This is a genomic window from Shewanella sp. S1-49-MNA-CIBAN-0167 (assembly GCF_040310145.1).
In the GTDB taxonomy this organism is placed as follows: Bacteria; Pseudomonadota; Gammaproteobacteria; order Enterobacterales; family Shewanellaceae; genus Shewanella; species Shewanella psychromarinicola.
Genome location: NZ_JBEOPO010000010.1, coordinates 59209 through 72437, shown reverse-complemented (window position 1 = coordinate 72437; position 13229 = coordinate 59209). Strand labels below are relative to the sequence as shown.

At 43.0% G+C, this 13229-nt stretch carries 13 protein-coding genes, 6 tRNA genes and 1 pseudogene; 16 read left to right on the top strand and 4 right to left on the bottom strand.

Going from position 1 to position 13229, the window contains the following annotated elements; translation table 11 throughout:
• Positions 1-58: 58 nt before the first annotated feature.
• The gene (locus AAEZ00_RS06620) at positions 59-481 is read right to left on the bottom strand and encodes a hypothetical protein (RefSeq protein WP_351076802.1); all 423 of its coding nucleotides are present in this window, start codon (positions 479-481) and stop codon (positions 59-61) included.
• A gap of 226 nt (positions 482-707) precedes the next feature.
• Between AAEZ00_RS06620 and AAEZ00_RS06615 the strand changes: the two genes are divergently transcribed.
• The 11 genes and pseudogenes from AAEZ00_RS06615 to AAEZ00_RS06565 form a co-directional block, all read left to right on the top strand.
• Positions 708-1931, top strand: a complete 1224-nt coding sequence (locus tag AAEZ00_RS06615) for an FAD-dependent monooxygenase (RefSeq protein ID WP_351088463.1) — start codon at positions 708-710, stop codon at positions 1929-1931.
• A 220-nt stretch (positions 1932-2151) separates the two neighbouring features.
• Positions 2152-2739, top strand: coding sequence for an aminoacyl-tRNA hydrolase (gene pth, locus AAEZ00_RS06610; protein WP_101034358.1), 588 nt, complete (start codon positions 2152-2154; stop codon positions 2737-2739).
• Positions 2740-2816: 77 nt separating this feature from the next.
• Positions 2817-3908 carry a redox-regulated ATPase YchF gene (gene ychF / locus AAEZ00_RS06605; protein WP_124012358.1) on the top strand — a complete coding sequence of 364 codons (1092 nt, stop codon included), beginning with the start codon at positions 2817-2819 and terminating at the stop codon, positions 3906-3908.
• Positions 3909-4121: 213 nt separating this feature from the next.
• A tRNA-Met gene (locus AAEZ00_RS06600) sits at positions 4122-4198 on the top strand.
• Positions 4199-4243: 45 nt separating this feature from the next.
• Positions 4244-4328 (top strand) — tRNA-Leu (locus AAEZ00_RS06595).
• A gap of 45 nt (positions 4329-4373) precedes the next feature.
• A tRNA-Gln gene (locus tag AAEZ00_RS06590) sits at positions 4374-4448 on the top strand.
• A 5-nt stretch (positions 4449-4453) separates the two neighbouring features.
• Positions 4454-4530: transfer RNA gene (locus tag AAEZ00_RS06585), tRNA-Met, on the top strand.
• 94 nt (positions 4531-4624) lie between these two features.
• Positions 4625-4709, top strand: a tRNA-Leu gene (locus AAEZ00_RS06580).
• 54 nt (positions 4710-4763) lie between these two features.
• Positions 4764-4838, top strand: a tRNA-Gln gene (locus AAEZ00_RS06575).
• Positions 4839-4940: 102 nt separating this feature from the next.
• Positions 4941-5132 (top strand): hypothetical protein, encoded by a 192-nt coding sequence (locus AAEZ00_RS06570; protein ID WP_124693470.1) that lies wholly within the window; start codon positions 4941-4943, stop codon positions 5130-5132.
• Positions 5084-5484 (top strand): annotated as a pseudogene (locus AAEZ00_RS06565) (DUF6363 domain-containing protein); the annotation flags it as partial. The gene AAEZ00_RS06570 and the pseudogene AAEZ00_RS06565, both read left to right, overlap by 49 nt.
• Positions 5485-5795: 311 nt before the next feature.
• On the opposite strand, the gene AAEZ00_RS06560 reads toward AAEZ00_RS06565, so the two are convergent.
• The 3 genes from AAEZ00_RS06560 to lolB all read right to left on the bottom strand — a co-directional run bounded on the left by AAEZ00_RS06560 (position 5796) and on the right by lolB (position 8367).
• On the bottom strand, positions 5796-6743 hold the full coding sequence (locus tag AAEZ00_RS06560; RefSeq protein WP_101034362.1) for a ribose-phosphate pyrophosphokinase: 948 nt from the start codon (positions 6741-6743) through the stop codon (positions 5796-5798).
• A gap of 90 nt (positions 6744-6833) precedes the next feature.
• Complete coding sequence (gene ispE, locus AAEZ00_RS06555; protein WP_124012357.1) at positions 6834-7703, bottom strand: 4-(cytidine 5'-diphospho)-2-C-methyl-D-erythritol kinase; 870 nt, start codon at positions 7701-7703, stop codon at positions 6834-6836.
• A gap of 52 nt (positions 7704-7755) precedes the next feature.
• The gene (gene lolB / locus AAEZ00_RS06550; RefSeq protein WP_101034364.1) at positions 7756-8367 is read right to left on the bottom strand and encodes a lipoprotein insertase outer membrane protein LolB; all 612 of its coding nucleotides are present in this window, start codon (positions 8365-8367) and stop codon (positions 7756-7758) included.
• Between the two features lie 237 nt (positions 8368-8604).
• On the opposite strand from lolB, the gene hemA reads away from it, so the two are divergent.
• From hemA to AAEZ00_RS06525, 5 genes are all read left to right on the top strand, one after another.
• Positions 8605-9855, top strand: coding sequence for a glutamyl-tRNA reductase (hemA, locus tag AAEZ00_RS06545; RefSeq protein ID WP_101034365.1), 1251 nt, complete (start codon positions 8605-8607; stop codon positions 9853-9855).
• A gap of 14 nt (positions 9856-9869) precedes the next feature.
• Complete coding sequence (prfA, locus tag AAEZ00_RS06540; RefSeq protein WP_124012356.1) at positions 9870-10955, top strand: peptide chain release factor 1; 1086 nt, start codon at positions 9870-9872, stop codon at positions 10953-10955.
• Positions 10956-10964: 9 nt separating this feature from the next.
• Entirely contained in the window at positions 10965-11819 is an 855-nt protein-coding gene (gene prmC / locus AAEZ00_RS06535) for a peptide chain release factor N(5)-glutamine methyltransferase (RefSeq protein ID WP_124012355.1), read from the top strand.
• Between the two features lie 141 nt (positions 11820-11960).
• Positions 11961-12356 carry a SirB2 family protein gene (locus tag AAEZ00_RS06530; protein ID WP_124012354.1) on the top strand — a complete coding sequence of 132 codons (396 nt, stop codon included), beginning with the start codon at positions 11961-11963 and terminating at the stop codon, positions 12354-12356.
• 9 nt (positions 12357-12365) lie between these two features.
• Positions 12366-13154 (top strand): tetratricopeptide repeat protein, encoded by a 789-nt coding sequence (locus tag AAEZ00_RS06525; protein WP_124012353.1) that lies wholly within the window; start codon positions 12366-12368, stop codon positions 13152-13154.
• The last annotated feature ends 75 nt before the right edge of the window (positions 13155-13229 follow it).

The following is a 13229-nucleotide window of genomic DNA, read 5'->3' as shown; positions in this document are numbered from 1 at the left end:
AAAAATAGCGCGACATTTTACCTTTTGTCAGGCTGTCTGGCCAGCACTAGTGCAAGTTTCACTCATTTGAATAAAAACTTTGTAATGGCCATGGAGATAGTAATGACTTATCGTTTGAATTAAACGTGATTGATTGAGGCGAGTAAACACCAAATTCAGCAGCCATTTGACGACTTTGCTGTTGAGCATTGACCGCGTTACTCTGGCTTAAGTCACGATTGAAACTCAGCAACATTTCCGTGGTTTGTTCATATAGGGCATAATCAAACATACTACGGTATATCACAGTAATCGTTTCAATAGGGCTGATATTGGTCGCGGCCATATTGGTTGCAGGTATTACTGGTTGGTTTTTTTGACTATTGGCCGACACGTGGGCGGATAATGCCAGTGTGCAAGTTAGTATTGTAACAACCACACCACAACGAATGTAATGGCGTACAGGTAGGTAGTGTAAAGGTTGATGATGGTGACTGTTCATGATGTCCTCTCTTGGTTAAATAAAGTGGATCCATTAATGAGACAGTCTCAGTATAGAGAATAGTTTGCTGGTTAATTTTTATACATGTAAGCGAATGTAGTGAACCGGCGTTATAGCAACATTTATTCACACTTTTGCTATTCTAGGCATGTCTATACACATGTTGCCGTCTCGTTCATTGCCCTGTTGGGCTTAAAGTCATCTCACGATTATGGATGTAAACACAATGCAAGATGCTTCACTCACTTCAACGAATACCTCGGATAACGCGATTGATTATGATGTTGTCGTTGTTGGTGGCGGAATGGTCGGTGCGGCTGCCGCGATTGGCTTAGGTCAGTTAGGGCTTCGTGTCGCGGTGATTGAGTCTCGCCAACCGCAACCTTATGATCCAGAACAACCTTTGGATGTTCGTATATCGGCTATTAGTGTGGCGTCTGAGCAGTTATTAACACGTTTGGGCGTGATGGATAGCTTATTGACCATGCGCCATGCACCTTATACTGGCTTAGAAACATGGGAACTAGATGGCTGCCTTACTGCATTTAGCGCCGAGCAAGTTGGTCAATCGCACTTAGGCTATTTTTTTGAAAACCGATTGATCCAACTGAGTTTATGGCAACAAATCGAGCAAATGGACAATGTCACCTTGTTGTGTCCGCGAAACGTGACCCAATTCTCTCGCTCAAATGATCGTCATCAAGTGAGTATTCAGCTTGATAATGGCGCTACACTCTCGTCAACATTACTGATCGGCGCAGATGGGGCTCATTCGCAAGTGCGCCAATGGGCCGGTATTGGTGTGACAGGTTGGGATTATGCTCAATCGGCGATGTTAATTAATATTAGCACTCAAACGCCTCAGCAATCCGTCACCTGGCAGCAGTTTACTCCTGTCGGGCCAAGAAGCTTATTGCCGCTTCCGGGGAATCACGCTTCATTAGTCTGGTATGACGATGCCAACCGAATTAAACAATTATCTCAACTGAATAATGTGCAACTGGCAGAGCAGATCCGCCAGCATTTTCCGTCGCGATTAGACCCTCATTTTACGGTTGATAATCGTGGCAGCTTTCCGTTAACCCGCCGCCACGCACAGCAGTACTATCAAGATAATCTCGTTATTGTTGGTGACGCGGCCCACACGATTAATCCATTAGCTGGCCAAGGGGTTAATATTGGTTTTAAAGATGTCGATGTGCTGGTGGCCCAAGTCGCTAATGCCATTGGCAGTGGTGAAACATGGTGGGACAGGCGCGTGCTAAAGCGATATCAGCAAGCGCGTTATTACGATAATCAATTAATGATGACCGCAATGGATGCCTTTTATGCGGGGTTTAGTAACGATTTACTGCCGTTAAAATTACTGCGCAATGGCGCATTAAAATTGGCAAACATCGACTCACCGCTAAAGCGTAAAGTATTAAAGTACGCCCTTGGACTTAATTAGATATTCTATCGGCTCAATGTGTGGTTTGTGGCCTCGTTGAAGTAATGGAATAAGCATTACTTGAATAAGACGTGGTGAACGGTAAAGTTTGAGTGGCTCTGAGTGATTACATTATGAGTGAAATTGGTATAAAATGCCGCGTTTTGCATCATGTGTATTTTGATGTACGCCATGAAAGGCATTTAGCGACATTGTTCGCTGATAAACTGACTAGGTTGGGATGAGTAACATTAAACTGATTGTTGGGTTGGCAAACCCCGGTGCTGAATACGCACAAACTCGCCATAATGCTGGTGCATGGTATGTGCAAGAACTGGCTCGTCTATGCAACGTATCATTGGTTGTAGACAGTAAATATTTTGGCGTCACTGCCCGCGTAACATTGCATGGAAGAGATGTGCGTTTACTGATCCCAACAACTTTCATGAATTTAAGCGGTAAGTCGGTTGCTGCCTTAGCTAATTTTTTTCGGATCCTGCCTGAAGAAATCTTGGTTGCCCATGATGAGCTTGACATGGACCCTGGCGTGGCTAAATTTAAATTGGGTGGTGGTCATGGGGGACATAATGGTCTAAAAGACATTATCGCCAGCTTAGGCAACGACAAGAATTTTCATCGCTTGCGCATTGGTATTGGCCATCCTGGTGATAAAAATAAAGTTAGCGGCTACGTACTGGGAAGAGCCCCAGCGTTAGAACAAGAACGGATAATCGCTGCGATCGATGAAGCGGTTCGTTCAACCGAGATTTTATTTAAACAAGACATGGCGAAAGCCATGCACAGATTACATACGTTCAAAGCAGAATAAGCTACGCGAGTTTTGTTTTAACACCCTTTCGACATCATTATCCAATAGGATAACTCTACATATATAAAGGTAAGCATATGGGTTTTAAATGCGGCATTGTTGGTCTGCCAAACGTAGGTAAGTCAACGTTGTTTAATGCGCTAACACAAGCAGGTATTGAAGCGGCAAACTTTCCGTTTTGTACCATTGAGCCAAATACCGGAGTGGTACCTGTACCAGACTCTCGTCTTGATGCGTTAGCAGCCATTGTCAAACCTCAACGCGTGTTACCGACTACTATGGAATTTGTCGATATCGCTGGTTTAGTGGCTGGCGCATCGAAAGGTGAAGGTTTAGGCAATAAATTTTTAGCCAATATTCGTGAAACCGACGCAATTGGTCATGTTGTGCGTTGTTTTGAAGATCCGAATATTGTCCACGTAGCGAACAAAATTGATCCTGCTGGCGATATTGAAGTGATTAACACTGAGCTAGCCCTAGCGGATTTAGACGCATGTGAGCGCGCTATTTTTCGTCAAGCCAAACGCGCTAAAGGCGGCGATGGTGATGCAAAATTTGAAATCAGTGTGCTTGAAAAAATGCGTCCAGTATTAGACGAAGCCAAAATGTTACGTTCATTAGCGTTAACCAAAGAAGAATTAGCCGCAGTAGCGTATCTAAACTTCTTAACCCTAAAACCAACCATGTACATTGCTAACGTTGCTGACGATGGATTTGAAAATAACCCTCATCTTGATGTTGTGCTTGCCATTGCGGCAACCGAAAATGCAATCGTTGTGCCTGTTTGTGCCGCGATTGAGTCAGAACTGGCTGAGATGGAAGCCGATGACCGTGACGAGTTCATGGCTGATTTAGGTTTAGAAGAGTCAGGTTTAGATCGCGTGATCCGTGCTGGTTATGAGTTATTAAATCTGCAAACTTACTTTACTGCCGGTGTTAAAGAAGTGCGTGCATGGACAGTACCTATTGGTGCATCAGCACCACAAGCTGCTGGCGTAATCCACACCGATTTTGAACGTGGCTTTATTCGTGCACAGGTTATGGCGTATGAAGATTTTATTACCTACAAAGGTGAAGCTGGCGCCAAAGATGCGGGTAAATTACGTGTAGAAGGTAAAACGTACATTGTTAAAGATGGCGATGTGATGCATTTCTTATTTAACGTATAAGCGTCATTTACGTTAATTTGAAATTTAAAAGGGGCGTAAAGGTGTTTACGCTAAGTTAATAGGGTTTATTTTGTCGATTCGGCATTCAGTTTGGTGAAGTTATAGCCGAACAAGACGAATTGATGAAAATAGCGAAAAAAACCAGTTGACCTAGATAAGCTGAATAAGCATAATACGCCCCGTTCCTCGCCAAGAGGGATTGCAAGAAATAGTGGCAATATAGCTCAGCTGGTTAGAGCACAGCACTCATAATGCTGGGGTCGCAGGTTCAAGTCCCGCTATTGCTACCATCTATTTCTTACCCATCTACTCAAGATGTTAAACTAGAGTGTTGTGCGGGAATGGTGAAATTGGTAGACACGCCAGATTTAGGTTCTGGTGCCGCAAGGTGTGAGAGTTCAAGTCTCTCTTCCCGCACCATTTATTCGAGACGTTGGCTCAGGCTAATGTTTCAAAAAGCTTAATTGGGATATCGCCAAGCGGTAAGGCACTGGGTTTTGATCTCAGCATTCCAAGGTTCGAATCCTTGTATCCCAGCCATCTTTGGCAATGTAGCTCAGCTGGTTAGAGCACAGCACTCATAATGCTGGGGTCGCAGGTTCAAGTCCCGCCATTGCTACCATATTTATTAGGTAGAGTGAGTATTATTTGCGCTAGCTGGTAAAGCCAAAGTTTACTCTGAAATAAAAAGAGTATACTGTAAGTTAAAATTTGATGCGGGAATGGTGGAATTGGTAGACACGCCAGATTTAGGTTCTGGTGCCGCGAGGTGTGAGAGTTCAAGTCTCTCTTTCCGTACCATCAAATTTTAGTTAAATTAAATGGTTTCTCTGCTTTAAAATAAATAGTTGTTATTGGGGTATCGCCAAGCGGTAAGGCACTGGGTTTTGATCTCAGCATTCCCAGGTTCGAATCCTGGTACCCCAGCCAAATTCTGAAAAGCCCGTCTATTAAGACGGGCTTTTTGTTGGATTTTTTTAGATACCAATCACGTTAACCCCAATTGAAGCCTTCAGAGTTGGGTGCAGATCAATGCAGAATCAAACTTTAGCCTGCTGTGAACTCCCGCAAAATGAGTCGATAATTAATACAGTAGGTAAAATTTATCAAGAGTATTTTCCTATCAACACGATTGATTCTATCCGTTATCTATTTTACTTACTGTTCTTGAACCCTCAAGGGACTTCTATCTTGATGGTGGGTTGGCTGCGCCATTACCCGTGAGAGAAGCGTATCGCCGCGACGCTCGTAAAATTGTGGTTATTCGCACGGTTAATGCCCATTTTCATGCACAATCTGCTTGGGTACATAAGCTCAAATCATGGATTGGTGTGTCAGGGGACTGTCCCAAAACAATTGATTACTTGGTTCCGCATGAACAAGAGCTCGCTTTTATCGCTAACCCACCTGAAGATGTCGAGGTCATTCAAATTTTGCTGATGACAATCTTTAAAGCAAATTGTTAGCCAGTACAGATATCGATTTACGTCATGGTTATGGTACTGGCATCGCTGCGGGCAATGCTTTTTACAGACTCAGCAAGCATTTTATGCAACACATTCAGTGCATCAGTTAGATAAACGGCAGTCGTTTGCTTTCAGACAAGAAATGACCGCTTAATGGAACTCATTGTTGGTCTAAGGCCGATATGAGAGAGCTCGTGGACGGTGCATTGATTAAAAGGGCTAAGCCCTAATGACAAGCCAATCAATGCACGTTGAATTGATCGTTTGAACCTTACGGCATGGTTTTACGGGTAATTGCCGGATATCAGTCATTCAATAATGGTTAATGTCTCGTAATGCCGGTTGAGCACCAACCAACAAACAAAAACGCACTCAATTGAGTGCGTTTTTTATGTCAGCGTTAAGCCTAATCGAATAAAGATTAGTGGCGAAACATCGCAGAAATTGACTCTTCGTTACTAACACGACGGATCGCTTCGGCTAATACTGCAGACATGGTCAGCTGAGTCACTTTAGCCACTTTCATCATTTCAGGGCTTAATGGCACAGTGTCTGTGACGATAACTTCATCGATAACAGAATTAGTAATATTTTCAGCCGCATTACCTGAGAATACAGGGTGAGTAGCATAAGCGAACACGCGGTTAGCGCCATGTTCTTTTAATGCTTCTGCAGCCTTACATAAGGTGCCGCCAGTGTCGATCATGTCATCAACAATAATGCAATCACGGCCTTGAACATCACCAATGATGTGCATTACCTGAGCCACGTTTGCCTGTGGGCGACGCTTATCGATAATTGCAAGATCAGTATCATCTAATAGCTTAGCAACTGCACGAGCGCGAACTACACCGCCAATATCAGGAGATACAACAACAGGGTTTTCAAATTTCCTGGCGAGCATGTCTTCAAGTAACACAGGGCTACCGAATACGTTATCAACAGGGACATCAAAGAAACCTTGAATTTGCTCAGCGTGTAAGTCACAAGTCAATACGCGGTCAACACCCACGCTTGACAAGAAATCTGCAACCACTTTCGCTGTAATAGGCACACGTGCACTGCGCACACGGCGGTCTTGACGAGCATATCCGAAGTAAGGAATAACGGCAGTAATACGACCCGCTGATGCACGACGTAATGCGTCAACCATGACAATAAGCTCCATGAGATTATCGTTCGTGGGTGCGCAAGTAGATTGGATAATGAACACATCCGCACCACGTACATTCTCGTTTATTTGAACACTGATTTCACCGTCGCTGAAACGGCCTACAACGGCGTCGCCAAGTTTGCAAAATAAACGGTCGGCAATCTTAGCGGCTAGATTTGGGGTAGCGTTACCAGCAAAGAGCTTGATGTCGGGCACTTTATGAACCTCAGGTGTTTGCTTTACAATTAAAGGCTAGATCAATTTTATGTGTTGTCACTCAAAACTGACCCAGAAGATATTATGTTTTCAGAGTTGCTCAAGCCGTATTTGTAATGGCGACTTATTCATCCCTTTTGCGACAAACCCTCGCATATCAGCCGGTAATTCGGCTAAAGCGTCAAGGGCTTGTTGCGAATGTGTAAATTCCCCGAACACGCATGCGCCTGTTCCGGTCATTCTCGACGGCGCATATTCTACCAGCCAGCTTAAGGCATTGGCAACTTGAGGGTGCCTAGTTGTGACCAGTTTCTGACAGTCATTGGTCCATTTTCGAGTCATTAAGGTGTTTATATCAACTTTCGGGGTGTTGCGGGGCAAATCAGGATCTTGGAAGATATCCTTGGTTGACACATGCACATCCGGCACAATGACTAAGTACCACGACTCTGTTGGTTCTACTGTGATCAACTTTTCTCCTACGCCCTCGGCAAACGCAGATAAACCATTAATAAAAACAGGGACATCCGCACCAAGCGTTAAGCCTATTTCAGCCAGTTTACTGGGTGATAAATTGGTTTTCCATAAGGCATTTAGGGCCACTAATGTGGTTGCAGCATCAGATGAACCGCCCCCTAGACCGCCACCCATAGGTAATAATTTGTCTAACCAGATATGTGCGCCGCCTTCATATTGGGCGTATCTCTGGAGTGATTTTGCGGCTTTAAGAATTAAGTTATCGCTGTCAGCAACAGAATCGCTAATATTTGAATGTAGAACCAAATCAGGTGTGTCGGTAATATGAAAATCAAGATAGTCACAATGGTCAATAAATTGAAACAGAGTTTGTAATTCGTGATAGCCATCGGCTCGCTGGCCAGTAACATGTAAAAATAAATTCAATTTTGCGGGAGCAGGCCAACTTATTGATGCTGATTTGTGTGAGCTCGTGGATGTCATGTTCGTTTCACTACCTTGTTTAATAACCCGCGTAACATTAAGGATTAAACGCTTATTTTGTTCTGGCTGCTACCGCTGTCCATTGATTACTTTGAATCTTAATTTGTACATTTTCACGTTCAATTTTTAACAGCTTAGGCACTAATGCGCCACTTTGATGGTGCCAACTGAGAAAACTGACCGACCAATTTGCTTGGGGATCGTGACTGATTAATTGTTTAATTGTGCCATCAGGATTATAGCTGACAATGTTATCATTATTGCCAATTTGGCCGGTGATCCATAACGGAAGGCTTTCTAGGGGGATTGACCATCCGCTAATCGCTTTCAGTAAATCTTGTGCATTACTGTCACGATATATTTTGCCGTCAACTTCAAGTGTCGCCATCCCCTGATCCGTCTTAAGGGATAATACCGTTGTGCCTAATACAGTTGTTAACCGTAAATCATTGGCTGCCGGTTGATGTAACCAGTATATATTGGTGCTGAATTTGTCTTCAGATGTCTTAACGGCAATTTTACCTTGAAGTTCCCATGCTTTAGCTTGAGCTGCGTTTTTCACCGTTATCGGGATAAAATCGTCAGATGGGGTGACACTACAACCGGCTAATAAAAGCACCGCGGTAATGAAAGCTATATGAAATAAAGAGGCAGATAAACGCAATGGATTGCCTAACAGTGGTTTAAGATTATCTTATGATACTGGGCTTAAGCCATTATGTAAAAATGCTTTTTACAAAATTAATGTGATATTAATGTACTGGTTTACATAATACTTAGGTGAATAAAAAATAAAAATTTAGACATTTATTCGGTTTTGTTAACCCAATTGTGTTTTTAGTTGGTTCAATTCAGTAGAATAGACTAATTAACGTCACCGAAAAGAACTTGATACTGTCAAATGAGCCTAGTAATAATCGGGATAAACCATAAAACCGCCACGGTAGATTTGCGTGAAAAAGTCGCTTTCTCTCCAGACCGCATTCATGACGCAATGAAAAGCTTGGCCAGTCGCACCCGCACGGGTGAGGCCGTTATTGTGTCTACCTGTAACCGAACTGAGCTGTATTGCAATAATGCCAATAAGGAAGACATTATTGAATGGTTAGAGGATTACCATAATTTAGACCATAGTGATTTAATGCCGTGTATCTACGCCTATGAAGAACAAGTTGCCGTCAAGCATTTAATGCGAGTGGCATCGGGTTTAGATTCTCTGGTGTTAGGTGAACCGCAAATTTTGGGACAGGTCAAACAAGCGTTTGTGAAAGCTAAAGAAGCTGGCACCATAGCGTTAACGATTGACCGTTTGTTTCAAAATACCTTTTCTGTGGCTAAAAAAGTGCGCACTGAAACTGAAATCGGTGCCGCAGCCGTCTCTGTTGCTTTTGCGGCAGTCAGCATGGCGAAACATATTTTCTCATCATTGAGCACCACTAAGGTGTTACTCATTGGTGCAGGAGAAACCATTGAGTTAGTTGCCAAGCACCTTAAAGATAACGGTGTCGCTTCTATGGTGGTGGCGAATCGCACTCTCCAACGTGCCCAAGCCATGTGTGAAGAGTTTAATGCAACAGCAATTACCTTAGAACAAATTCCAGACTTTCTCGCTAAAGCCGATATCGTGATATCCTCTACCGCCAGTCCTTTGCCTATTTTAGGTAAAGGCATGGTCGAAAAAGCGCTAAAACAGCGTCGTCATCAACCTATGTTGTTGGTGGATATTGCAGTTCCAAGAGATATTGAAGCCGAAGTCGGTGAGTTAGACGACGCATTCCTTTATACTGTAGACGATCTGCATAGCATAATTGAACAGAACATGGCTTCACGTAAAGAAGCCGCCGAGCAAGCAGAATTAATTACTGAAGATCAATCACACTTGTTCATGGAGTGGATTAAGTCTTTAGAGTCAGTCAACAGTATTCGCGAATATCGCAGCCAGAGCTTGGCGATTAAAGATGAATTAGTTGAGCGTGCCCTGAATAAATTGTCTCAAGGCAGTGATAGTGAACAAGTGATACTAGAGTTAGCTAATAGGCTAACTAATCGTTTGATACACTCACCTACACAAGCGCTCACATCAGCAAGCCGTCAAGGTGATTTGAATACGTTAGGCCAATTAAGAACTGCGCTTGGTTTAGATAAAAACTAAGGTTAGCGAGCTAAATGAAAGAATCCGTTATCCGCAAGCTTGAAGGCTTGCTAGAGCGTAATGAAGAAGTATTGGCGTTACTCAGTGATGCTAGCGTGATAGCCGATCAAGACCGCTTTCGTGCATTATCCAAAGAATATGCTCAACTTGAAGATGTGGTAAAAGAGTTTACTGCATTCCAACAAGCCCAAAAAGATTTCGACTACGCCAAAGAGATGCTTGAAGAAGACGATCCTGAAATGCGCGAAATGGGCCAAGATGAGTATAAACAAACAAAGCAAGCGTTAGAAAAGCTTGAAGATGAATTACAAGTATTACTCTTGCCCACCGATCCAAACGATGACACCAATGCGTTTCTTGAAATTCGCGCGGGTGCAGGTGGTGATGAAGCGGCTATTTTTTCCGGTGATTTGTACCGCATGTATTCACGTTATTGTGAAGCCAACCGCTGGCAAATGGAAATCATGAGCGTTAATGAAGGTGAACATGGCGGCTTCAAAGAAATTATTGTTAAAGTCAGTGGTGACGGTGCTTACGGTAAGCTAAAGTTTGAGTCCGGTGGACACCGTGTTCAACGTGTGCCAGAAACCGAATCTCAAGGTCGTGTGCATACCTCTGCTTGTACTGTAGTGGTATTGCATGAAGTGCCCGAAGCCGAAGCTGTGTTGATTAATGCTGCTGATTTAAAAGTCGATACATTCCGCGCGTCTGGTGCGGGTGGTCAGCATGTTAACAAAACCGATTCTGCTATTCGTATTACTCATATTCCATCTGGCATTATTGTTGAGTGTCAGGATCAACGTTCACAGCATAAAAACCGTGCCCAAGCGATGAGTGTATTGGCCGCGCGTATTCAAGCTGTTGAAGATGAAAAAAGACGCAGCGCTGAAGAAACAACACGTCGTAGTTTAGTGGCCAGTGGTGATCGTTCTCAACGTATTAGAACGTATAATTACCCACAGGGTCGCGTAAGTGATCATCGAATCAACTTAACGCTATATCGCTTGAATGAAGTTATGGAAGGCGATTTAGATGTCTTGCTAGAGCCTATTATGCAAGAACATCAAGCAGATATGCTTGCAGCGTTAGCTGACGATTAAGGAGTGCTCTTGACTCAGTCTTCGTATTCAACAATTGCAGAAGTTCTACAATGGGCTTATTCACAATTAGCCGCAACCTCTGAATCTGCCCATATAGATGCAGAAGCACTGCTATTGCATTGTTTGAATAAAAATCGTAGTTTTTTATATACTTGGCCTGAGCGGCAGCTTACTAGTGATCAATTTAAAGCCTATAGCCAGATGATTGATAAGCGTCAAAAGGGGACGCCGGTTGCGCATATCATTGGTGAGCGAGAGTTTTGGTCATTACCCTTTATTGTTGATGACTCGACCCTTATTCCAAGACCTGATACCGAGATTTTAGTTGAAACAGCACTGAACTTATCAGTGCGTCACAATGCTAAAGTATTGGATTTAGGCACAGGAACAGGGGCTATAGCATTGTCTTTAGCATCGGAGCGACCTAAATGGCGCATTACTGCTATTGATAATGTTCTTGACGCTGTCGAGCTTGCCAAAGCTAATCGCGGCAATCTTAATTTACTCGATGTGGAAATTATCCAGTCAGACTGGTTTTCTGCGGTTGAGCAGCGTGATTTTGATTTGATTGTGTCTAACCCGCCTTATATCGATGAAGCCGATGAGCATCTTCATTTAGGGGATGTTCGCTTTGAGCCACAAAGTGCGCTAACCGCAGGAAATGAAGGTTATGCTGATCTGTTTTACATTGCCGCTCAAGCGCGTGAGCATTTACTTCCCGGGGGTTATTTATTGCTTGAACATGGTTATGAGCAAGCAATCAAAGTGCGTAAAAAGCTCATCGAACTAGGCTATAAAAATGTTGCTACGGTGCGTGACTTTGGCAGTAATGATCGCTGCACGCTAGGGCAATGGGGTGATTAATATTCCTGCAATCAATAGGCGTTTCCCCCTCTAAAGATATAAACAACAAATAAATATCAACAATCGTGATATTGGTACACGGCTGATTGATAGCGTACACTAGCCGCCTTTTACTTTTACCTTCTCAATGAGACTTCATCAATGGAAACATTTTACAGTTTATATCCAGCGGTAAAGCATACTCACATGCTGTTAGTTGCCACAAGTGTGACCTTTTTTATCGTGCGTTTTGTTTTACATTTACGTCAGTCTCCTATTATGGACAAAAAGTTTGTGAAAGTGGCGCCACATGTTGTTGATACTTTTTTACTACTGTCAGGCTTTACCCTTTGCTTTATGATCAAACAGTATCCTTTTGTCGATCCATGGATGACCGAAAAAATAATCTGTGTGGTGGCATACATTGCTTTAGGTGTCATGGCACTAAAATCTAACCGTAATAAGCTGTTTAAGTTTTTTGCTTTTATCGGCGCAATTGGTTGGGTAGTGTTAGCGGCCAAACTGGCTTATTTTAAACAAGTCGTCTTAATGGGTTAATTGGTTTTAATGGCAAAATATCTTCTTAATGATGCAGTTTCGATCCCCGAAACTGCATTTGAACTATCTGAACACCTTGGCTTTTCAACATCCAAATCTGCTATGTGGGCGTGGTATGAAATGGCCGGTTCAGTATTGAGTCACTATGTTGTTGACCAGCAAGCACGGCTTGATGGTCTGTTTAATTGGTTTTACAATGATCTCGGTTTTTGTGTTCGAGACGACTATTTTAGTGTCGAGGCAGCAGATTTAAGTTATTGCGTGTTAAAGCGTCAAGGTAACAGCACCACGCTATCAACATTGTTAATTTTATTGGCCAAGCAACTCGACATAACACTCGAGGCGATTTTATTACCCGGTAATACGGTACTAAAAAGCCAGATAAATGATGTTGTTAGATACCATGACCCACTTACAGGTAAAGAGCTTAGTCGTCATCAGATGCATGCATTAGTGCGTGGTGAGCTGGGTAATGCAGCTAAATTAAAGCCCAGCCATCTAAAAACAGCTACACTAAAACGGCTAATTAGTCGCATGTTACATGAGCTAAAAGCGGGTTGTATTGTCAGTCATAAATATGAACAGGCAATGGAATGCTGTAATTTATTATTACAATGGCACCCTGACGATGTGCACCTTAATCGCGAGCGAGCTTTTATTGCCCAGCAATTAGGTTGTATTAAAGTGGCCATGTCTGATTTACAGCACTTCATTGATTTGAGTCCGCATGATCCGGTGATTGAATTGGTTAAGATTCAATTAAAGGAACTTAGTCAACATACGCAGGTTTATCATTAATCATTTGATAGTACTTGCTGCTTAGGCTGCTTTGGGTTAACTCAAAGCAGTTTTTATTCGCAGTGATGGTGTTGC

Coding starts and splice junctions, on each gene's coding strand:
- prfA (WP_124012356.1), top strand. CDS start 9,870: ATGAAAGAATCCGTTATCCGCAAGCTTGAAGGCTTGCTAGAGCGTAAT.
- ychF (WP_124012358.1), top strand. CDS start 2,817: ATGGGTTTTAAATGCGGCATTGTTGGTCTGCCAAACGTAGGTAAGTCA.
- AAEZ00_RS06525 (WP_124012353.1), top strand. CDS start 12,366: ATGGCAAAATATCTTCTTAATGATGCAGTTTCGATCCCCGAAACTGCA.
- AAEZ00_RS06615 (WP_351088463.1), top strand. CDS start 708: ATGCAAGATGCTTCACTCACTTCAACGAATACCTCGGATAACGCGATT.
- pth (WP_101034358.1), top strand. CDS start 2,152: ATGAGTAACATTAAACTGATTGTTGGGTTGGCAAACCCCGGTGCTGAA.
- ispE (WP_124012357.1), bottom strand. CDS start 7,703: ATGACATCCACGAGCTCACACAAATCAGCATCAATAAGTTGGCCTGCT.
- AAEZ00_RS06530 (WP_124012354.1), top strand. CDS start 11,961: ATGGAAACATTTTACAGTTTATATCCAGCGGTAAAGCATACTCACATG.
- AAEZ00_RS06570 (WP_124693470.1), top strand. CDS start 4,941: ATGCAGAATCAAACTTTAGCCTGCTGTGAACTCCCGCAAAATGAGTCG.
- hemA (WP_101034365.1), top strand. CDS start 8,605: ATGAGCCTAGTAATAATCGGGATAAACCATAAAACCGCCACGGTAGAT.
- AAEZ00_RS06620 (WP_351076802.1), bottom strand. CDS start 481: ATGAACAGTCACCATCATCAACCTTTACACTACCTACCTGTACGCCAT.